General features: G+C 60.2%; 16 protein-coding genes. 10 read left to right on the forward strand and 6 right to left on the reverse strand.

Annotated elements, in window-relative coordinates:
• Nucleotides 1-3: 3 nt before the first annotated feature.
• Nucleotides 4-1590 carry a RimK family protein gene (locus tag RYA97_RS03745; protein WP_316891908.1) on the reverse strand — a complete coding sequence of 529 codons (1587 nt, stop codon included), beginning with the start codon at nt 1588-1590 and terminating at the stop codon, nt 4-6.
• Nucleotides 1591-1683: 93 nt separating this feature from the next.
• Here RYA97_RS03745 and RYA97_RS03750 point away from each other — a divergent pair, with 93 nt between their 5' ends.
• Both RYA97_RS03750 and RYA97_RS03755 read left to right on the forward strand, forming a co-directional pair.
• Nucleotides 1684-2844 (forward strand): GNAT family N-acetyltransferase/peptidase C39 family protein, encoded by a 1161-nt coding sequence (locus RYA97_RS03750; protein ID WP_316891910.1) that lies wholly within the window; start codon nt 1684-1686, stop codon nt 2842-2844.
• Nucleotides 2841-3743 (forward strand): polysaccharide deacetylase family protein, encoded by a 903-nt coding sequence (locus RYA97_RS03755; RefSeq protein WP_005743651.1) that lies wholly within the window; start codon nt 2841-2843, stop codon nt 3741-3743. The genes RYA97_RS03750 and RYA97_RS03755 overlap by 4 nt, the downstream gene beginning before the upstream one ends.
• Nucleotides 3744-3750: 7 nt before the next feature.
• On the opposite strand, the gene RYA97_RS03760 is transcribed toward RYA97_RS03755, so the two are convergent.
• From RYA97_RS03760 to RYA97_RS03775, 4 genes are all read right to left on the reverse strand, one after another.
• Nucleotides 3751-5010: a metal-dependent hydrolase family protein gene (locus tag RYA97_RS03760; protein WP_010202549.1), complete on the reverse strand. Its 1260-nt coding sequence runs from the start codon at nt 5008-5010 to the stop codon at nt 3751-3753.
• On the reverse strand, nt 5007-6317 hold the full coding sequence (locus RYA97_RS03765; protein WP_016981284.1) for an MFS transporter: 1311 nt from the start codon (nt 6315-6317) through the stop codon (nt 5007-5009). The genes RYA97_RS03760 and RYA97_RS03765 overlap by 4 nt, the downstream gene beginning before the upstream one ends.
• Before the next feature lie 188 nt (nt 6318-6505).
• Nucleotides 6506-7417, reverse strand: coding sequence for a LysR substrate-binding domain-containing protein (locus tag RYA97_RS03770; RefSeq protein WP_005743654.1), 912 nt, complete (start codon nt 7415-7417; stop codon nt 6506-6508).
• A 24-nt stretch (nt 7418-7441) separates the two neighbouring features.
• Entirely contained in the window at nt 7442-8347 is a 906-nt protein-coding gene (locus RYA97_RS03775; protein WP_316891912.1) for a LysR substrate-binding domain-containing protein, read from the reverse strand.
• Nucleotides 8348-8501: 154 nt separating this feature from the next.
• On the opposite strand from RYA97_RS03775, the gene RYA97_RS03780 reads away from it, so the two are divergent.
• Nucleotides 8502-11549 (forward strand): FAD-binding and (Fe-S)-binding domain-containing protein, encoded by a 3048-nt coding sequence (locus RYA97_RS03780; RefSeq protein ID WP_316891914.1) that lies wholly within the window; start codon nt 8502-8504, stop codon nt 11547-11549.
• 145 nt (nt 11550-11694) lie between these two features.
• On the opposite strand, the gene yghX is transcribed toward RYA97_RS03780, so the two are convergent.
• The gene (yghX, locus tag RYA97_RS03785; protein ID WP_004665497.1) at nt 11695-12582 is read right to left on the reverse strand and encodes a YghX family hydrolase; all 888 of its coding nucleotides are present in this window, start codon (nt 12580-12582) and stop codon (nt 11695-11697) included.
• A 402-nt stretch (nt 12583-12984) separates the two neighbouring features.
• Here yghX and RYA97_RS03790 point away from each other — a divergent pair, with 402 nt between their 5' ends.
• The 7 genes from RYA97_RS03790 (at nt 12985) to RYA97_RS03820 (ending at nt 20701) form a co-directional block, all read left to right on the forward strand.
• Nucleotides 12985-14040 (forward strand): GGDEF domain-containing protein, encoded by a 1056-nt coding sequence (locus RYA97_RS03790; protein ID WP_046834925.1) that lies wholly within the window; start codon nt 12985-12987, stop codon nt 14038-14040.
• 108 nt (nt 14041-14148) lie between these two features.
• Entirely contained in the window at nt 14149-15099 is a 951-nt protein-coding gene (locus RYA97_RS03795) for a LysR family transcriptional regulator (RefSeq protein ID WP_002553730.1), read from the forward strand.
• Nucleotides 15100-15339: 240 nt separating this feature from the next.
• Nucleotides 15340-16800, forward strand: coding sequence for an NAD(P)-binding domain-containing protein (locus RYA97_RS03800; protein ID WP_005743659.1), 1461 nt, complete (start codon nt 15340-15342; stop codon nt 16798-16800).
• On the forward strand, nt 16797-17771 hold the full coding sequence (locus RYA97_RS03805) for an ABC transporter permease (protein ID WP_002553733.1): 975 nt from the start codon (nt 16797-16799) through the stop codon (nt 17769-17771). The genes RYA97_RS03800 and RYA97_RS03805 overlap by 4 nt, the downstream gene beginning before the upstream one ends.
• Nucleotides 17768-18688 carry an ABC transporter permease gene (locus tag RYA97_RS03810; RefSeq protein ID WP_005743660.1) on the forward strand — a complete coding sequence of 307 codons (921 nt, stop codon included), beginning with the start codon at nt 17768-17770 and terminating at the stop codon, nt 18686-18688. Before RYA97_RS03805 ends, RYA97_RS03810 begins: the two co-directional genes overlap by 4 nt.
• Nucleotides 18685-19698 carry an ABC transporter ATP-binding protein gene (locus RYA97_RS03815; RefSeq protein ID WP_005743661.1) on the forward strand — a complete coding sequence of 338 codons (1014 nt, stop codon included), beginning with the start codon at nt 18685-18687 and terminating at the stop codon, nt 19696-19698. Before RYA97_RS03810 ends, RYA97_RS03815 begins: the two co-directional genes overlap by 4 nt.
• Nucleotides 19688-20701: an ABC transporter ATP-binding protein gene (locus RYA97_RS03820; RefSeq protein WP_005743662.1), complete on the forward strand. Its 1014-nt coding sequence runs from the start codon at nt 19688-19690 to the stop codon at nt 20699-20701. Before RYA97_RS03815 ends, RYA97_RS03820 begins: the two co-directional genes overlap by 11 nt.
• Nucleotides 20702-20718: the final 17 nt, after the last annotated feature.

Here is a 20718-nt window from a genome sequence, read left to right on the forward strand (position 1 = left end):
GTTTCACCATGCCTGGCCGAGGCGCTTGAGCTCCAGACGGCGGACGAATTCTTCCAGCACCAGGCTGTACAGATCATCCTGCAGATAAGCGTCTTCGATGCCGGCATCCAGATTCGGGTTGTCGTTGACCTCAATCACCACCACTTGATCGCCTGACTGTTTCAGATCCACGCCATACAACCCGTCACCAATCAGGTTGGCAGTCTTGAGCGCCAGTTCGACCACGGCGCGCGGCGCTTCGTGCACCGCCAGGGTACGGCATTCGCCAATGACCTCGGCACCGATTGCCTTGTGGTTGTAGATCTGCCAATGCCCTTTGGACATGAAGTACTGGCAGGCGAATATCGGTTTGCGGTTGAGAATGCCAATGCGCCAGTCGTACTCGGTGTAGAAAAACTCCTGAGCCAGCAACAACACCGAATGCTCGAACAATTGGGCTGTCGCCGTATGCATTTCCTCGGGCGTACTGACTTTGATCACGCCTCTGGAAAAACAGCCATCGGGAATCTTCAATACCAGCGGGAAACCCAGGCGTGTGGCCACGTGCTGCAGTTCTTCCGGGCGATCCTTGTAGAGGATTTCCGTTCGCGGCATGCCCAGATCATGGCTTTTGAGCAGATCGGTCAGGTACACCTTGTTGGTGCAGCGCAGGATCGAGGTGGAGTCATCCATGACCACCAGCCCCTCGCTTTCGGCCTTCTTGGCAAAGCGGTAGGTGTGGTTGTCAACGCTGGTGGTTTCGCGAATCAGCAGCGCGTCGTACTCGGCCAGTCGGGCGTAGTCTTTCTTTTCGATCAGCTCGACATCGATGCCCAGGCGCTGACCGACGCGGATGAAATTGGCCAGCGCCTCGGTGTTGGACGGTGGCAGCGGTTCCTGCGGGTCATGCAGGATCGCCAGGTCATAGCGGGCCATGCGCCGGGAGCTGGGCTGGCGCCAGACGTTGCGGCTGAAGCCTTCCAGCGCCATGGCGAACTCATCCTGCTGATCATCGCGCAGGCGCGGCAGAGCGCCGGCCTTGATACCAGCAATGTGCCAATTGTCACGCTTGCGAAACTCCACCATCAGGATCGGGCAGGGGAAGACTTCAAACAATTGACGGGCGAGATCCTTCAACGGCTCAAGTGTGGTCTGGCCGAAGTGAAGTGTCAGGGTAAACCCTTCGGTGTCGTCATAAGGGTGATCCTGAAGTGCGGTTTCCAGCAACTTGTCCAGGTCATCGAGGGCTAGGCCGTAGAGTGACTTGCGGGTCAACTCGCTGATGGTCTTTACCGAGGGAATGACATTGTGCTGGCGTGCTTCGGCCAGCAGGGAACAGTAATAACCATGGCCCAGATATTTGTAGCTGCGGCACAGGTTGATGACTTGCACACGCTTGCCTGCCGTGGCTTTCAGCGGCTTTTCCAGATAATCCTGGGCGCTGATCAGGTTTTCGCTGGGGAAGTACGATGCCCAGTCTTCAAGCCGTTCGACAATAATCACCAGTTGCCTCTGCGCCGCAAAAAGCGTTGTGGGGTCTGCACGTCTGGTTGTTGCTGAAAGCGCAAGTTGCGCAGATACTTCGTTCATCTTCACCTGTGCCGCTGACATGTGTAATCGATCCGATGGGAAACAAGTCCTTTCTATTAAGCATGTGCTTTTTGAAATGTCCCGTTTCGTTACACAACTTTTACGGCGGTGCAGATGGACTTTATATTTCGCGATGCAGTTGAAACCGATGTCGACGAATTGCTGCTCTTGGAGAACCAGTGCTTTGACGGCGACCGCCTGACCGCGCGCAGCTTTCACTGGATGATTCGCCGCGCCAATGCCAGCCTGATCGTCGCCGAGCAGGTCGGAAAGCTCACCGGCTACGCGCTGGTGCTGTTTCATCGGGGCACCTCGCTGGGGCGTTTGTATTCGCTGGCGATTGCCGATGCGGCGCGGGGCAAGGGGCTGGGCAAGCAGTTGTTGCAACGTGCCGAGCAGCAGGCCGTGGGCCGCGACTGCGCTTACCTGCGCCTTGAGGTGCGCCCTGATAACCACGCGGCTATCGGGCTGTACGAACGCAACGGCTACCGGCGCTTCGCTCAGGTCGACGACTATTACCAGGACCATGCCCCGGCGCTGCGTTACGAGAAGCGCATCGTCGAGCATGCCCGGCTGGACAGTCGTTCAGTGCCTTACTACCAGCAGACTCTGGAATTCACCTGTGGCCCGGCCTGCCTGTTGATGGCGATGAAGGCTCTGCAACCTGCGCGTTTGATGGACCGCGCCGAAGAACTGCAGATCTGGCGCGAGGCGACCACGGTGTTCATGACCTCCGGCCACGGTGGATGCAGTCCTCAAGGGCTGGCGCTGGCTGCCCGGCGACGGGGCTTCGCCGTGAAGTTGCTGGTGTCGGTGGCAGGCCCGCTGTTTCTGGGCGGCGTGCGCAGCGACAACAAGAAACAGGTGATTCGCCTGGTTCACGAGCAGTTCTGTCATGAGCTGCGAACCTGCGGTGTAGAGACGCTGCCCAACCGCTCATTGAACCTGCCTCGCGTACTGGCCGAGGGCGGCAAGCCGCTGGTGCTGATCAGCAGCTATCGCCTGACACGCTCCAAGGCACCGCACTGGGTGATGGTCACCGATTGCGACAGCGATTTTGTCTACCTGCACGATCCTGATATTGATCACAGCCTGCATCGCCAGGCCATCGACTGCCAGCATATGCCGGTAAGCCATGCCGATTTCAATCGCATGAGTTGTTTCGGCACCGATAAACTGCGCGCCGCAGTGATTGTGTTTGCCGCGCCTGTGGATGATCATGCGTGCGCTTCCCAAGCGGCTTCAGCAGCCCGGCCACAGGATCCCGTACATTGATCAAGTCAGCCCTCAAGGCCCTTTGCGCACTGGCCATCGCCGCGAGCCTGTCGGCCTGCATCAGCGCGCCAGTCCCTCTGACGCCAAAAACTGCCGAACAGTTGCGGCAGCAGCCACCAGTGCGGTTCCTGCTGAGCTTTGATGACGGCCCCAGTGCGTCGACTTTTTACAACCCCAGTATCACCGTACTCGACAGCCTGGCCGACAATCCGTTGCAGCCGAACATCAAAGCCGTGTTCTTCGTGCAGACCGGCGCCACAGGCGCAGGGAATAGTGATCAGGGGCGGGCGATCATGCATCGTCAGCATGAAGAGGGGCATTTGCTCGGCTTTCATACCGCCACGCCGCACCACACCAATCATCGTTCGTTGACCGATGAGGAGCTGGAGCAGTCCCTGACCCAAGGCTGCGCCATCATCGCCTCGATTACCGGCGTGCCGACCACGTTGTTGCGCCCGCCGTTCTGGAACTACGACAAACGCACGTTCAGCGCCTACCAGCGTCATGACCTGCATGTATTACTGACTGACCTGAGCGCCAATGACGGCAAGATCTGGGGCTATAACTTCAGCCTGCGCCGCCGTTCGAACATGGTCAGTCAGCTCTCGCAAGTACGTGAACGCATCGCCGCCGGAGAGCTGCCTGCGGTGGACGGGGTGATTCCGGTGGTGGTGACCTTTCACGACCTGAACCGCTACACCGCGCGGCATGCGCGAGAGTACCTGCAGATACTGGTCGACAGCGCCCATCAGACCGGCGTGCGACTTGCCGACAAGCCGTTCTACGACGACAGCGCGCAGTTGCAGCGCGCTGCCCTGGCGCGCACGGTCAAGGACGCGGGGCAGCCTGTAAGGCTACCCGGCGCATGGAACTGGATCTGGGACCACAACGCTCACTGACGCCCGGTCAGACCAGGGTGTTCTTACGCACGTGACCGCCCTGAACAATCATCGCCAGATGCTCGCCCTGACCGACCAGGCAACCGATATCGCTCAGCGGGTCGCCATCCACCACCAGCAGATCGGCTATCGCACCGGCGCTGATGCAACCCAGTTCACCCTCGCGCTGGAGTATCTGCGCCGCAACACTTGTTGCACTGCGTAACGCCGCCAGATTACCGAGCAGTTCGGCGCGAATCTTCAGTTCGTGGGTCTGGTACTCATGCATTTCCCCCAGTAAATCCGAGCCATAGCCCATCGGTACGCCCGCTTCGGCGAACAGCAGCAGGGCGTTGCGGCCGGCCTGGCGCACATCCTCGATTTTGGCCACCGAGTCCGCTGGCAGGCCGAAGCGCTCGCCGTACTCGGCAAGCATTTCATAGGTGACCTGAGTCGGTACCGCAAATGCGCCTTTTTCGGCCATCAGTCGGGCGGTGTCGGCATCCACCAGGTTGCCGTGCTCGATGGTTCTTACGCCGCATTCTATGGCGCGCCGAATCGCTCGTGCGGTATAGGCATGGGCCATCACGTAGGTGTTCGCAGCGGCGGCTTCGTCAACGATGGCGCGAATCTCTGCCTCGCTGTATTGAGTGTTGGCAATCGGATCGGTTGGTGACGAGACGCCGCCCGAAGCCATGATCTTGATCTGGTTGGCGCCCTGTTGCAGCTCTTCGCGCACGGCCAGACGCACGTTATCGACGCCGTCCACTACGCGGGCGATGGCCCCGGCCCGAAAGCAGCACGAGCAAGGCTCGTTGAGCAGCAATTCGCCGCGTGCGCGCATGTCGCCATGGCCGCCGGTCTGCGACAGTGCTTTGCCCGATGCGAAGATGCGCGGACCTGGAATCAGCCCCATCTGGATCGAACGCGCCAGCGCCCAGTCGGCACCCCCGGCATCACGAACAGTGGTAAAACCGCGGTTGAGCATCGCAGCCAGAATCGGTAATGCGCGGTACATGATGATTGCGTTGGGTTGCAGGGCATTCATGCCCAGGTTGGCGTTGGAAGCCAGCACATGCACATGGCAGTCGATCAGGCCGGGCATCAGGGTTCTGCCGCCCAGATCGATAATCCGCGCGCCAACCGCGGCAGGCTCGCCTTCGGCACGCACGTCGATAATGCGCTCACCCTCGATCACGACTTCCTGGCCGGAAATCAATTGCCCTTTTTGCAGGTCCAGCAGGCGACCGTTGCGCAGGATCAGGCGTGTAGGATCAGCAATACTCATTGGAAAGCTCCAGACAGGGGACGATGGGCAGCAGGCGCACGGTCGCGATACAGCAGCGCACCAATACCGCTGACGACGGCCGCGAACATGATGTAGAAAGCGGGTGCCAGGTTGCTGCCGGTCGAGGCAATCAGCCAGGTGATGGTAAAGGTGGCAAAGCCGCCGAAAATGGTGACGGCAAAGTTGTAGGCCACCGAAAGCCCGGTGGATAGCACGTGGGTGGGCAGTAATTCGCCAAAGGCCGCAAGGATCGAACCGATGTAACCGGAAATCAGCAGGCCGAGTACCAGCTCAAAGACCAGCAGCGAAAACAGTCCCGGCATCTGGTTGATGAACAGGAACATCGGGTAGGCGCTGAAGAAGATGGCAATTGCCGAGCCCAACAACCATGGGCGATGCCCGCTACGGTCTGCCAGGGCGCCGACAATCGGTGTGGCGACGATCAGTACCGCGCCGCCCATCATGCCGGCGCTGAAGCCCATCCATGACGGCAGGCCGAGCACGCGCTGGGCGTAGGAGGGGATGTAAAACAGGATGGCATAGGTGCAGACGGTCCACAGCACGACCAGCGAAAAGCTGATCAGGGTCTGGCGCGGGTAGGTCTTGATGACTTCGCGCAGAGGCGACTCGACTGGTTTTGCGGCCTTGTAGGCAGGCGTCTCATCCACCCGGCTGCGAATATAAAAGCCGACCGGCCCGATCAGTGTGCCGATCAGAAACGGCACCCGCCAGCCCCAGCTTTCCAGCTGCGCCTGGGTCAGGTAACTGGACAGCACCGCGCCCAGCGCGGAACCCAGCAGCACCGCGACGCCGATGCTGGCCTGAATCCAGCTGGAGTAAAAGGCTTTTTTGCCCTCAGGCGCATGCTCGGTCAGGAATGCGGTGGCACTGCCCATCTCGCCACCGGCAGAGAACCCTTGCAGCAGTCGCGCCAGAACAATCAGCAGCGGTGCTAGATAGCCAATTTGCGCGAAGCTGGGCGTCAATCCGATGATCAGCGTCCCCAGCGCCATCAGCAGGATGGTCAGGGATAAAGCCGCCTTGCGCCCGCGCCTGTCACTGTAGATGCCCAGAACAATGCCGCCCACCGGACGCATGAAGAAGCCGACCCCGAAGGTCGCCAGCGCCAACAGGTAAGAGGTCAGCTCGCTGCCGGTGGGGAAGAACACTTTGGCAATGATCACCGAGAAGAAGCTGTAGACCGTGAAGTCAAACCATTCCAGGCCATTGCCGATCACCGTAGCGGTCACCGCGCGGCGTGTCTTTTGTTCATGGGTGCGTGAAGCAGAGGATCGTAATGTGCTCACTGAATAGGCTCCTGCATGCGATACACGCAGGGAGGCCCCCTGCAGTGGCTGCATTGATTAAGGGGCAGGGTTGATGTAAGTGCGGCTGAGTCAGGTCTTTTTGCCCGTTTCAGTCGAGAGTAGGTGTTGGGCCGATTTTAAGAAAACGCTTATTGCGCAGGTTTGCATGCGCCAGACGCATGCAAGCGTCAGGGGCAGGGTGTCAGCGTGGCTATTTCATCTGTCAGCCATTTCTCGAACGCTCGCGCAGCGCGCCGGGGCGTCTTGCCGCTGGGGGTCAGCAGGTAATAGCCGCCTATTGCACCCACACTTTTCTGGCAGGCCGGCACCAGCGCACCGGACTGCACGTGACGGTCAATCATCGGTTGCCAGCCAAGCACGATACCGTGCCCGGCGACAGCCAGGTCGACCAGCACCGGATACAGGTTGACGGTCATGCGCTTGCGGATCAGCGACGCATCAACGCCCTGACGGCCGAACCAGTCTCCCCAGGACAGCCACTGACGTTGCCCGTCTTCCAGCATCAGCAGGCAGTGGTCCAGCAACTGTGCAGGTTCCAGCAGTTGGCCGTTCAGGTAGTCTGGCGAGCAGTAGGCATTTACCGATTCGGCGAACAGCAAACGACTGTCGAGGCCCGTTGGTGATGTTTCGCGCAGGAAATACAGCGCCAGATCGAATTCCGCACGAATCAGCGAGTCCAGCCCGTCGACCACTCGCAGGCGGATATCCACGGCGGGGAAGGCATCGCGATAGCGTCCCAGCAAAGGGCCCAGCCACAGTGCGGCTACGCCGCTGGAACACGCCAGCGTCAGTTGTTGTTCGCCGCTGTGGGTAATAACTTGTGCCGTGGCCTCTGCACATAGGGTCAGTACGCGCTGGATCTGCTCGGCGTAAATCTGCCCGGCGACCGTCAGATGAATGCGCTTGTGCTCGCGACGAAACAGCGCGCGGCCGAGAAATTCCTCCAGTTGCGCGACCTGACGGCTGATCGCGCTCTGGGTGAGGTTCAGTTCGCTGGCGGCACGGGTAAAACTAGCGTGCCGAACGGCGGCTTCGAAGGCGATCAGGTTCTGCAAGGGTGGAAGGGGCTCGATACGCACAGCGGCTCCTGTTGCGGGCAGGTTTTACAAAGGGTCAGGAAACGGTGTCGATAGCAGCCAGTCCCTGAACACGCACAGCGATGGCAGGTTCTGAAAGCGCGTCGCGTACGCCAGGTAGTAATTGCGCCCACTGTCCAGCGGTTCGAACAGGGTGACCAGTTCGCCGCTGTTGATTTCGTCCTGCACCAGAATGCGCGGTACCAGTGCGATACCGATGCCCGCCGCCACAGCCTGGATCAGGTGCGAGGTCAGTTCGAAACTCGGGCCGGGGCGCATGATGTGGTGGTCCAGCCGATTACTGTCGAACCAGTCCGACCAGGCATTGGGCCGTGACACCACGCTCAGCAACGAATGCTGGGCAACCTGCGCCGGGGGCATCGCTTGGTAGCCGACAAGCGCAGCAGGGCTAGCAATGACCACCAGTTTTTCGCTGACCAGCGGGTGGGCGATGTAACCGGGCCAGTTGCTGCTACCCGCACAGATGATCGCGTTCATTTCGCTGGCTGCCGGCGTCAGGTCGGCATGCACGATGCGTGAGTGGATGTGCACCACATAGCCCGGATGCCGGGTGTAAAAATCATTCATCCGCGGCAGCAGCCATTTGGAGCCGAAGGTGGGCAGCACGGCCAGATGCAGCGTACCGCCCTCGGCCTTGTGCGCGATGGTTTGCAGGGTTGCACTGCGAATGCGGCCCAGCGCGGCGGCCAGCTCATGCTGGTACAACGCACCGGCAGTGGTCAGTTCGATACGCCTGCCATCACGCTTGAACAGCTCGACTTCCAGCTGGGCCTCCAGCGCCTGCACCTGGCGGCTGACGGCGCTCTGGGTCAAGGCCAGTTCGTCTGCGGCTTTGGTGAAGCTGCCATGCCGCGCGGCCGCCTCGAAAGCGAGCAACAAAGACATGGAGGGCGTCAGTCTTCTGGTGTTCATTCATAAAACTCATGGAAAAACGGCATCTTTTACGTTTGCACTGAAGCATGACACGCCGGAGAATCACGATAACCGTTGATGACGCCATGCATACGAGCGTTTCGTAGCATACGTGCTTTGCATATAAAACGCCTAGCCAGCCAGGAAGACCACCATGATTGCGCTGTTGAAACCGACCTCCGAGCAGGTCGGTCACTATGACCGTTTCCTCAATGCCTTGGTGGAGGGCGGCTTTCGCGGCGAAATAGCCAGGGACCTCGGCTCGCGTACTGTGCTGGCCACTGACAACTCCATCTACCAGCGCCTGCCGCAGGCTGCGGTGTTCCCGATGGACAGCCATGATGTGGCAATTGTCGCCCGCCTGGCAGCGCGGCCCGAGCACAAGCAGGTGGTGCTGACCCCGCGTGGCGGAGGCACAGGGACCAATGGGCAGTCGTTGACCGACGGCGTGGTGGTCGACCTGTCGCGGCACATGAACAATATCCTTGAAATTAACGTCGAGGAACGCTGGGTGCGGGTGCAGACCGGCGTGGTCAAGGACCAGCTCAACGCAGCGCTGAAGCCGCACGGGCTGTTTTTCGCGCCGGAACTGTCGACCTCCAACCGCGCCACGATTGGCGGCATGATCAACACCGACGCCAGCGGGCAGGGCAGTTGCACCTACGGCAAGACCCGTGACCATGTGCTGGAACTGACGACCGTGCTGCTCGGTGGTTCCTACGTCAACAGTCAGGCATTCAGCGCTGAGCAGCTGGCCAGCGAGCAAGCGCGTGTTGACCGTGCCGGCGATGTGTATCGCTGTGCGCAGCAGATCGCCGATACGCAGGCGCAATTGATCAAGGACGTTTTTCCGCCGCTCAACCGTTGCCTGACCGGTTACGATCTGGCGCACCTGCGTGAGGAAGACGGGCGTTTCAACCTCAACAGCGTGCTGTGCGGTTCCGAGGGGTCGCTGGGGTTTATCGTCGAGGCCCGACTCAACGTCCTGCCAATCCCCAAACATTCGATTCTGGTCAACGTTCGTTATGCCGGTTTCATGGACGCTCTGCGGGATGCCAAGGCGTTGATGGCGCACAAGCCGCTGTCCATCGAGACCGTGGACTCCAAAGTGCTGATGCTGGCCATGCAGGATATCGTCTGGCACGGCGTGGCCGAGTATTTCCCGCAGGACCCGGCCACGCCGACTCTGGGCATCAACCTGATCGAGTTCAGTGGTGATGAGCTGGACGAAGTGGAACAGCGCGTCCATGCATTCGTCGCTCACCTGCAAAAAGACACCTCGGTGGTGCGCCTAGGTCATACCCTGGCAACCGGCAGCGCTGCGGTAAACCGCGTCTACGCCATGCGCAAGCGTTCGGTAGGGCTGCTCGGCAACGTCAAGGGTGAAGCGCGGCCGCAGCCGTTTGTTGAAGACACGGCTGTGCCACCGGAAAACCTTGCCGATTACATTCAGGAGTTTCGTGCGCTGCTGGACAGCTACGGCCTGCAATACGGCATGTTTGGCCATGTTGATGCAGGCGTGCTGCACGTACGACCGATTCTGGACATGAAGGACCCGGCGCAGGCGGCACTGATTCGCCCGATCTCTGACGCCGTCGCCGCGCTGACCAAGCGCTACGGCGGGCTGCTGTGGGGCGAACATGGCAAGGGCCTGCGTTCGCAATACGTGCCTGAATATTTCGGCGAGTTGTATCCCGCATTGCAGGCCCTTAAGGCTGCCTGCGACCCGTTCAACCAGCTGAACCCCGGCAAGATCGCCACGCCTGCGACGGTGCCGGAATCACGCTTGACGCTGGTGGATGAAGTGACGTTGCGCGGTGATCTGGATCGCACTATCGATGAACGGGTCTGGCAGAGCTACGACAGCGCGCTGCACTGTAATGGCAACGGTGCCTGTTACAACTACGACACCGACGATGCCATGTGTCCGTCATGGAAAGCCACGCGTGACCGCATTCACTCACCCAAGGGCCGCGCTTCGCTGGTCCGGGAATGGCTGCGTCTGCAAGGCGAGCAGGATGTCGACGTCCTGACCGGCAGCGCCAGGGCGCGGAATGCCAATGTGCTGAAAAGCCTTGCCGAGCGAACTGTCAACAGCGTGGCCAGAGTAGCAGGGCAGAAGGATTTCTCTCATGAAGTCTACGATGCCATGGCCGGTTGTCTGGCCTGCAAGTCCTGCGCGGGGCAGTGCCCGGTCAAGGTCAACGTGCCTGAGTTCCGTTCGCGTTTTCTGGAGCTGTACCACAGCCGCTACCTGCGCCCGATCAAGGATTACCTGATTGGCTCGCTGGAGTTCAGCATCCCGCACCTGGCGCGGTTTCCCCGGTTGTACAACGCGATCATGGGCGCAAAACCGGTGCGTTACCTGCTTGAGCACGTCGCCGGTATGGTCGACAGCCCATTGCTCAGCCTGATGGACTTTCGCGCGGCCTGCGCGCGCTGGAATGTCGGCATTGCCACGCCGCAGCGTCTGGCCGCGTTGAGCGAGCAGGAGCGCAAACGTACGGTGGTGCTGGTTCAGGATGCGTTCACCCGATACTTTGAAACCTCGCTGGCAGCAGACTGGCTGGAGCTGATCTCGCGCATGGGTTATCAGGTTTATCTCGCACCGTTCGCACCCAACGGCAAGCCGCTGCACGTGCAGGGTTTTCTGGCCGCGTTCGAGAAGGCTGCCAGTTTCAACAGCCAGTCGCTTGGCAAGCTGGCAGGGTACGGCATTCCGCTGATCGGTCTGGACCCGGCCATGACCCTGGTCTATCGCCAGGAGTACAGCAAGACGCTGGGCAGCGAGAATGTACCCGAGGTCATGCTGCCGCAGGAATGGCTGGCTTCTGCGCTTGAGGAGCAGTGTGACGCTCCGTCAGGTGAGACGTATTACTTCCTGCCGCATTGCACTGAAAAGACCAACGAGCCCGCCAGTGTCGGCCTTTGGCAGAAAGCCTTCGCTCGCGCCGGGCTCAGGCTTGATGTGCTGGCCAGCGGTTGCTGTGGCATGTCCGGCACTTATGGGCATGAAACCCGAAACGCGAAAACCAGCGACACCATCTATCGTCAGTCCTGGCAGCCGCTGGTGGCCCGGCATGGCGTTGAAGGTCGACTGGTCGCCGATGGCTACTCATGCCGCAGCCAGGTCAAGCGCCAGGATGGCAAAGTGGTGCAGCATCCACTACAGGTACTGCTGGAACGGGTGAGGGCGCTATAGAGAGGACGCAGAGCGTCCAGAACGGCATGCCCACGCGGAGCATGGGCACGATAGTTACAAAACTATCGTTCCTCACGCTCCTGCGTGGGAATGCCTTGCGTGATGCTCCGCGTCACAGATCTGTGCCGCGCCGTTCGGCCAGAACTTAGACCAGGTACTTGTTGAACCACCCCAATGTGCGGTCCCAGGCCAGTTTGGCCGCGGCTTCGTCGTAACGCGGGGTGGAGTCATTGTGGAAGCCGTGGTTGGCGCCCGGATAGATGTACGTTTCGTACGTCGTGCCAGCCGCTTTCAGGGCTTTCTCGTACGCGGGCCATCCTTCGTTGATGCGGGTGTCCAGTTCGCCGTAGTGAATCATGACTGGCGCCTTGATCTTCACCACGTCTTCGGCGTTGGGCTGGCGGCCATAGAACGATACGGCAGCGCCCAGTTCCGGGTACGCCACGGCTGCAGCATTGGCCACGCCGCCGCCATAACAGAAACCGGTGATGCCGACCTTGCCGGTGCTCGCGTCATGCTTCATCAGCCACTCGATGGCAGCGAAGAAATCGTTCATGAGCTTTTCCGGGTTAACGGTCTGCTGGAGCTCCCGACCCTTGTCGTCATTGCCCGGATAGCCGCCAACCGAGGACAGGCCGTCAGGTGCCAGCGCGATGAAACCGGCTTTGGCCACACGACGGGCAACGTCTTCGATATAGGGGTTCAAACCGCGGTTTTCATGCACCACGACCACTGCCGGTACTTTGCCGGTGGCTTTTGCCGGGCGTACCAGATAGCCACGAACCTGACCATGCCCCTTGGGTGAGGGGTAGGACACATACTCGGCAACGATATCCGGATCGGTGAATTCCACCTGTTCGGCCAGCGCGTAGTTGGGGCTGAGGGAAGCGAGCAGCGCGCTGGCGGTCAGGCCGCCGAAGGTGAACAGCGCAGCCCGATCGAGAAACTCGCGTCGATTGATCCGGCCGTGCGCGTAGTAGTCGTAAAGCTCAAGCAATTCAGGGGCAAAGTCTTTTGCAGTGAGACGTTCCATCAGTACGCTTCCTTCTGAATCATTCAGGGCTGCCTGCGTGTTGGCGGGCTGATGGGCGCAGCGCGATCAACACAATGTCCGGTCCCGATAGTATTTCCAGAACACCGGGATCGCTACTGCAAATTGAAGAAAAGCCGTCATCCCTTACCGATCTCGCCAACGAGCCTGATGTGCAGGCCCGTGCCTGCTGCCAGTGGTTCAGGAAAATCAGGCATCTAATTGCACTACTTGCCATCAGTGATGTCCATTTGACTCCTCCGGCACATGCCACGGCGTTTGCGCTGTGCAAACCAACATATTATCGAGCCGCCGTATCAAGCAGCGTCGGTTCAGGCCGACAACACATCATGATCTTCACCCCACGCTCATGGTCATATTCCACCTGCATTTCGAGATAACGTGATGATGACCCTCCCGACGGAAGACCGCACCCAGCTGTTCAAGGACACGGCTATCCAGTTCTGGAAACACATCACTCCGATCGTGTATGTCGCGCTGGGCATTCACTGTGTCTTGCTGATGGTGTTCCTGGGGCTGGGCATGAAGGTCCTGTGGGTAGCGAACATCGTCAGCACGCTGCTCTACATCAACTGCCTTTACCTGATCCGCAGACAGCGCTATCGCCAGGCCGGACAGCTGATGTGTCTGGAAATCATCGGCCATGCACTGCTCGCGACATGGGAGTTGGGCTGGGAAAGCAACTTCAGCTTCTACCTGTTCTGCGTGATCCCGATCATTGCCTTTACCTTTCAACTGGTCGCTATCAGACGCATTGCCTATAGCCTGGCGATACTCCTGTCGCTGGTCGGATGCTTCGCCTTTCGCCGGCACATGGGCCAGGAATCAGGCCTTAGCCAGAACCTGCTTGATGCGTTCGGTATCGTCAATGCGCTGGTGGCCACTGTCCTGTCGATTTATGCCACCGCACTCTCGGTACGTTTCACGTCGTCGATGCAACTGAGCCTGTTTCATATTGCCAACCGCGACAGCCTGACCAATCTTTATACGCGCAGGAGAGTCCTGCATCGCATACGCGAGCTGGAGGCAAGGCGTCAGGGGTTCTCGGCTTCACTGATCCTGCTCGACATCGATCATTTCAAACAGATCAATGATCTTCACGGGCATGAGACCGGTGACGCGGTGTTGCAGCGGGTGGCCGAAGTCATCAGTTCAAGCGTGCGCAACAGCGATATGGCTGCCCGTTGGGGCGGTGAGGAGTTTTTGGTGCTGATGCCGGACACCGCGCCCGATGATGCACTGCGGGTGGCGGAGCGCATCTGGCGGCGTATTGCTGAAGAGGCCGGTCAGATCGATGAACGCAGCATTGCGGTCACCGCAACCCTTGCCATGGCAACCCTTGCCGCGGGCGAGACCTTTCAGATAACCCTCAATCGTGCCGACACGTCGCTTTATCTGGGCAAACAACAAGGCCGAAACCGGGTAATGATCGCCGGGTGAGGTGTTCATTCACCCAGTGCTCCATCAGCGTGTAGACTTTCGCGCTTTGAACAGAGGGCGCATTGCGTCGCGCTTCCTCATTGGCTATGTATCGATCAAGGCATGCTTATGGATTTGCGTCAGCTCGAAGCCTTCGCGGCGGTCATGTCGGCAGGCAGTGTCACTGCTGCCGGGAAAATGCTTGGCCGTTCCCAGCCATCGGTTACACGGGCTATTCAGGAGCTTGAGCAGGAATTGGGCTTTGCCTTGTTTGAGCGCAGCGGGCCGAAGGTCACGCCTACCCACAAGGCGTTCATGATGTATGGCGAAGTGGAGAGCGCGCTGCTGGGCGTGCGGAATATCCGCCAACGTGCGCAGCATATTGCCCAGGAAGAAAATCACCAGATCAAGCTGGTAGCGATCTCGGCCCTGGCGGCTGGTTTGCTGCCCACGGCCTTGTCGCGCTTGCCTGAACATCTGCGTCCGCAACAGATCCAGTTGCAGAGCATGTCCCCGGAGAATGTGGTTCAGGCTGTATTGTCGAAAACCATGGACCTGGGCGCGGTCAGCCTGCCGCTGGAGCATCGCGGCCTGGAAATCCACTGGATCGGCGAAGCGCCTTGCGTGGCGGTATTGCCTGCCGATTCTGCGCTCGCCACCCATGAAGTGCTGTCGATGGAGCTGCTGCGTCAGCAAACGCTGATCACCATGGCCAACCCGTATCGCTTTCGTCGACGCATCGACAAGGCGTTTCAGGACGCGGGCGGTCAGCCGCCGCGCATGCTTGACACCAATACGTCCCTGATCGCCATGCAAATGGCCAGAGTCGGGTTGGGTATTGCGCTGGTCGATCCTTTCACCGCCATCGGCGTGCCGTTGCAAGGTGTGGTGGTCCGGCCGATCGCCTGCAACATCCCGTTTTTCTTCGGTCTGATTTCAGCCTTCGCCAGCCCGTTGTCCGATGTGGCAAGCGCGCTGATCGATGAGATTGCCGACAGCGCAAAAACCCTGTTGCCGGCAATGATCATGCACGAAGCCAGCGCGCACGATGCCCTGTTGCAGAGCATTTATGCCGAGTGAGCGTGAGGTGCAATGCGTGTCGTGACGCTCCACGGCACCGCACGCAGAGCCCGTTAAAATTCCATTCAGTAATATCAATATGCTTTTTTGCGCATTGCGAGAATAAAAAGCGCCTCTTACTATTCGAATTAAGCATTCAAAGGCTTAAAGAATTCATTTAATGCGACATTGGAATGATTCTTGAAGTGTTTGAGTCACCGCTTGGGCTTGTGGCCCGAACATTTTTTCGAGTACCGATCAATGTCAGATGTAAATGCACCTGCCGGTCTGGCGGCCCTGGAAGCTCGTTTGCAGCAGGATCTGGCCTGGCTGGACCTGCCCGCCAGGCCCTGGGTCAAAGCCAGGATGAGCGCCGGGCAGGCAGTGCTTGATGTGGCGATCATCGGCGGTGGCATGGCTGGTCTTGCTCTGGCCGCAGAACTGCGCAACCTCGGCGTGGCGGCGGTGATTTTCGATCAGTCCCCGGCCGGTTTCGAAGGCCCTTGGGCAACCACCGCGCGAATGGAAACCCTGCGTTCGCCAAAGCAACTGACCGGACCGGCGCTGGGGCTGCCGGCGCTGACGTTCCGCGCCTGGTACGAAGCGCAATTCGGTATCGACGGCTGGGCATTACTGGACAAGATTCCACGCCTGCAATGGGCCGAATACTTGCGTTGGTATCGCAAGGTGCTGGCGCTGGACGTGCGCAACGAACACCGGGTGAGCCGGGTCGCACCCAGAGCGGACGGCCTGATCGAACTGGATATCGTGACGCCTGTGCAAACGCAATTCCTGCTGGCCCGGCATGTGGTGCTCGCCACGGGCCGTGACGGTCTGGGCGGCCCCTGGGTGCCGGATTTTGCCCGGCAGTTGCCGAAGCATTTGTGGACGCATTCGGCGGCGGGCCTGCAGGATGACTGGTTCACCGGCAAACGTGTGGCAGTCATTGGCGGTGGCGCATCAGCCATGGACAGCGCCGCCACTGCGCTTGAAGCGGGCGCAACGCGGGTTGACCTGCTCATCCGGCGTGCCGAGCTGCCTCGCATCAACAAAGGCAAGGGGGTCGGTAACCCGGGCATGGTTCACGGTTATTGGCGCCTGCCGGATATCTGGAAATGGCGTATTCGCCACTACCTGAACACTCAGCAAGTGCCACCGCCACGCGGCAGTACGCTCAGAGTTTCTGGTTCGGGCAAAGCCCGCTTCATGCTCGACAGCCCGGTGCTTTCAGTCGAACAGAACCCGGCTGGCGGCGTGTGGCTGAACACGCCCAAAGCGTGTATCGAGGCCGATTTTGTGGTGTTTGCCACCGGGTTTCGTACCGACTTCCGCCAGCGCCCTGAATTTGCCCCGTTTTCGTCGCAGATTCGCGTCTGGCAGGATCGTTTCGAAGCGCCGCAAGGCGAAACCGACAGCGAACTGGCGTTGCTGCCGGACCTGGGCAATTGTTTCGAGTTTCAGGAAAAGACCCCCGGCGGCTGTCCAGGGCTGAACCATATCCACTGCTTCAGTTACCCGGCAGCGCTGAGCTATGGCGCGGTGTCCGGGGATATTCCTGCCATCAGCGAAGGCTCCAAGCGTTTGGCCCATGCCTTGGTCGGGCAGCTGTTCAATGAGGACATCGCGCTGCATTTCGACACCATGCTCGATTACGCCGAGCCAGAGCTGCTGGGCGATGAGTGGGTGGCCAGCCAGCCGACCGCCGAAGAGCTGCGCCAATGATCGGCTGGGCGCTGCGCAGGCTCACTCAGTCGTTGCTGGTCATTCTGTTGATGACCGTGGTGGTGTTCGTCGGCCTCAATGCCATTGGTAATCCGATGGATATTCTGGTTGGTGAAGACCTCAATCAGGCCGAACGTCTGCAGGCCATCGCTCATCTGGGGCTGGATCAGCCGCTGTGGCAGCAGTACCTGATTTTTCTCAAAGGCGCGGTTCACGGCAATCTTGGGCAAAGTTTTGTGTACCACGAAGATGCCATGCGCCTGATTCTGCAGCGCTTGCCCGCGACCTTTGAGCTGGCGTTCAGCGCCTTGTTTCTGGCCGTAGTCATCGGTGTGCCGTTGGGCATGTTCGCTGGTATGTACCCCGAGCACCCGCTTTCCCGGCTGATGATGGCTGCCAGCATCGTCGGTTTTTCGCTGCCGGCGTTCTGGGTGGCATTGATGATGATCATGCTGTTCTCGATCACGCTGGGCTGGCTGCCGGCCAGCGGTCGGGGCGAAACCCGTGAGTGGCTGGGTGTGCAATGGTCATGGCTGACGCTGGACGGTTTGCAACATCTGCTACTGCCTGCGCTGAACCTGGCGCTGTTCAAGATTTCGCTGGTGCTGCGCCTGACCCGTGCCGGAGTGCGTGAGGTGCTGCCTCAGGAATTCGTCAAATTCGCCCGGGCCAAGGGCCTGTCGCCGATGCGTGTGATGTGCATGCATGTCATGCGCAACACCATGATCCCGGTGGTGACGGTGCTGGCCATGGAACTGGGTTCGACTATCGCCTACGCCGTGGTAACCGAGAGCATTTTTGCCTGGCCCGGTGCCGGCAAGCTGATCCTCGACAGCATCAACATGCTTGATCGCCCGGTGGTGGTCGCTTACCTAATGGTGGTCGTGGTGATTTTCGTGGTGCTCAACCTGATCGTGGATGGCCTGTATTACCTGCTGGACCCACGCGTACGCATCGAGGCCTCCCGATGAATGTCATTGAAAAAGCCCCGATCGGCAGCACGCTGTTGCAGGCTCAATCGCCATGGCGGCGGGTGCTGACCGAGTTCTTCAGCTCACCGACTGCGGTGACAGGCCTGATGGTCCTTTTGGTCATTGTGCTGGTGGCTGTCCTGGCACCCTGGATCGTGGTGCAGAACCCCTACGACCTGATGCAGCTCAACGTGATGGATGCGCGAATGCCGCCAGGCAGCCTCAACATGGACAGCGGCTATACCTATTGGCTGGGCACCGACGGACAGGGTCGCGATCTGGTCTCGGCGATTATCTATGGCCTGCGCATCAGCCTGTGGGTCGGCATTGGCTCGGCGCTGATTGCGGCAGTGATCGGCACGTTGTTGGGGCTTGTATCTGCGTATGTCGGCGGCTGGGTCGATGCCTTGCTGATGCGTCTGGTCGACTTGCTGCTGTCATTCCCGGTCATTCTAATGGCGCTGATGATTCTCGCCTGGCTGGGCAAGGGCGTCGGCAACGTGATGCTTACCCTGATAGTGCTTGAATGGGCCTATTACGCCCGTACAGCGCGTGGTCAGGCGCTAACCGAAAGCCGTCGCGAATACGTCGATGCAGCGCGCGGGCAGGGCGTTGGTCCGCTGCGCATTGTGATCGGCCACATTCTGCCCAACTGCCTGCCGCCGCTGATCGTGATCGGCGCTTTGCAAATCGCCCGCGCCATTACCCTGGAAGCGACCCTGTCGTTTCTCGGTCTGGGTGTGCCGGTGACCGAGCCTTCACTGGGGCTGCTGATTGCCAACGGCTTTCAGTACATGCTCAGTAATGAATACTGGATCAGCCTGTTTCCGGGGCTGGCACTGTTGATCACCATCGTGGCGATCAATCTGGTCGGTGACCGTCTACGTGATGTTCTTAACCCGAGGTTGCAGCGATGAGCCTGCCTGAAGTGTCATTCGCGTCAACCCCGGTTACACAGCCAACCCTTGATGTGCGAGGGCTGTGCACCTCGTTCCATACCCGCGCAGGCGTGCTGCCGGCGGTGCGTGATGTGTCCTTGAGCGTGCAGCCGGGGCGTATTCTCGGCCTGGTCGGTGAGTCGGGTTCGGGCAAATCGGTCACCGGGTTTTCGATTCTCGGCCTTGTCGATGAGCCAGGGCGCATCAGTGGCGGGCAGGTGCTGTTCAAAGGGCGTGATCTGACCAAACTGTCTGCCTCGCAACTGCGCGGCATTCAGGGCAACCGGGTGGCGATGATTTTTCAGGACCCGATGATGACCCTCAACCCGGTGCTACGGGTCGACACGCAAATGATCGAAGCGGTGCGCGCGCATAGCCCGCTCGGCAGGCGAGAGGCCCGTGAGCATGCCAGTCGTACTCTGGCGCTGATGGGCATCGCCAGCCCTGAAGAACGCCTGCGCGCCTATCCGCATCAACTGTCTGGCGGCATGCGCCAGCGAGTGGCGATTGCCATTGCGCTGCTGCACGCCCCGGACCTGATCATTGCCGATGAGCCAACCACTGCGCTGGACGTCACCATTCAGGCGCAAATTCTCAGTGAGGTGCAGAAGCTGGTACGTGAGCAGGGCACCTCACTGATCTGGATCACCCATGATCTTTCCGTGATTGCCGGGCTGGCTGATGACGTGGCAGTGATGTACGCCGGACGCATTGTCGAACAAGGCCCGGTCGCCGAGGTGCTGGATCGCCCGCAACATCCTTATACACAGGGGCTGATCGACAGCCTGCCAAGTCGCAACAAGCGTGGCCAGCGCCTGCGGCAGATCCCGGGCATGGCACCCGACCTGCTGTCGATGCCGGTCGGTTGTGCTTTCGCGGCGCGTTGCCCCAGAGCCTCGCAGGTTTGTGCGCAGGAGCCTCAACCCCACGAGGCACGACCGGGCCAGATGGTTCGCTGTTTTCACCCAGGAGCGGCCGATGCCCAGTGATCAGATTCCCCTCATCGAGCTGCATCAGGTCAGCAAGACCTTCGGCAAAGCCGTGGATAAGCGCTCCCTTCAGGGGCTCCTGCAACGGCTGCACCTTACCCGTGCAAAACCGCTGACCCATGCGGTGGATCGTGTCGATCTGCGCATCATGCGCGGTGAAGTGGTCGGGCTGGTGGGCGAGTCGGGCTGCGGCAAATCGACCTTGGGACGCATGGTTGCCGGGCTGCTGCCGGTCTCGTCAGGTGTCGCATCGGTGGACGGCAAGCCGCTCGACAGCCTGACCACGCAGGAGCGCAAGGCGCTGCGCCTGAAAGTACAGATGATTTTTCAGGATCCGTCGTCAAGCCTCAACCCGCGCCTGCGGGTCGACCGTATCGTCGGGGAGGGCGCGCTGCTGCATGGCCTGACCGACCGCAAAGGGGCTGATGATTACGTCAGTGCCCAGTTGCAACGTGCCGGGCTCAGCCCGCAGTTGCGCCAGCGTTATCCCCATCAATTCAGTGGCGGTCAGCGTCAGCGCATCGGCATTGCCCGTGCACTGGCGGTGCAGCCGGAACTGTTGGTATGCGACGAGTCGGTAGCAGCGCTGGACGTGTCGATTCAGGCCCAGATTCTCAACCTGTTCATGGACCTGCGCGACGAGCTGGGCCTGACCTATCTGTTTATCAGTCATGACCTAGGCGTGGTCGAGCATCTGTGCGACCGCGTGGTCGTGATGTACCTGGGCCGTGTGGTCGAGACCGCATCGGTCGATGACCTGTTTGCGCGTGCCAATCACCCGTATACCCAGGCCCTGCTGGCGCAAATCCCGCGCTTTGATATCCGCAGTACCCGTTATGACGCGATCAAAGGGGAAATCCCCAGCCCGCTGAACCCGCCAACCGGGTGTCATTTCCACCCTCGCTGTCCGCACGCCATGGCGCGCTGCCGCGAGGAAGTTCCAGCGCTGAGGGAGGTTTCGCCGAACCACCAGAGCGCGTGCCATCTGAATGATCAACGCTGAACGAGCGCCTGAAGCTC

This window comes from Pseudomonas syringae group sp. 26L6, assembly GCF_032587815.1.
Classification (GTDB): Bacteria; Pseudomonadota; Gammaproteobacteria; order Pseudomonadales; family Pseudomonadaceae; genus Aquipseudomonas; species Aquipseudomonas amygdali.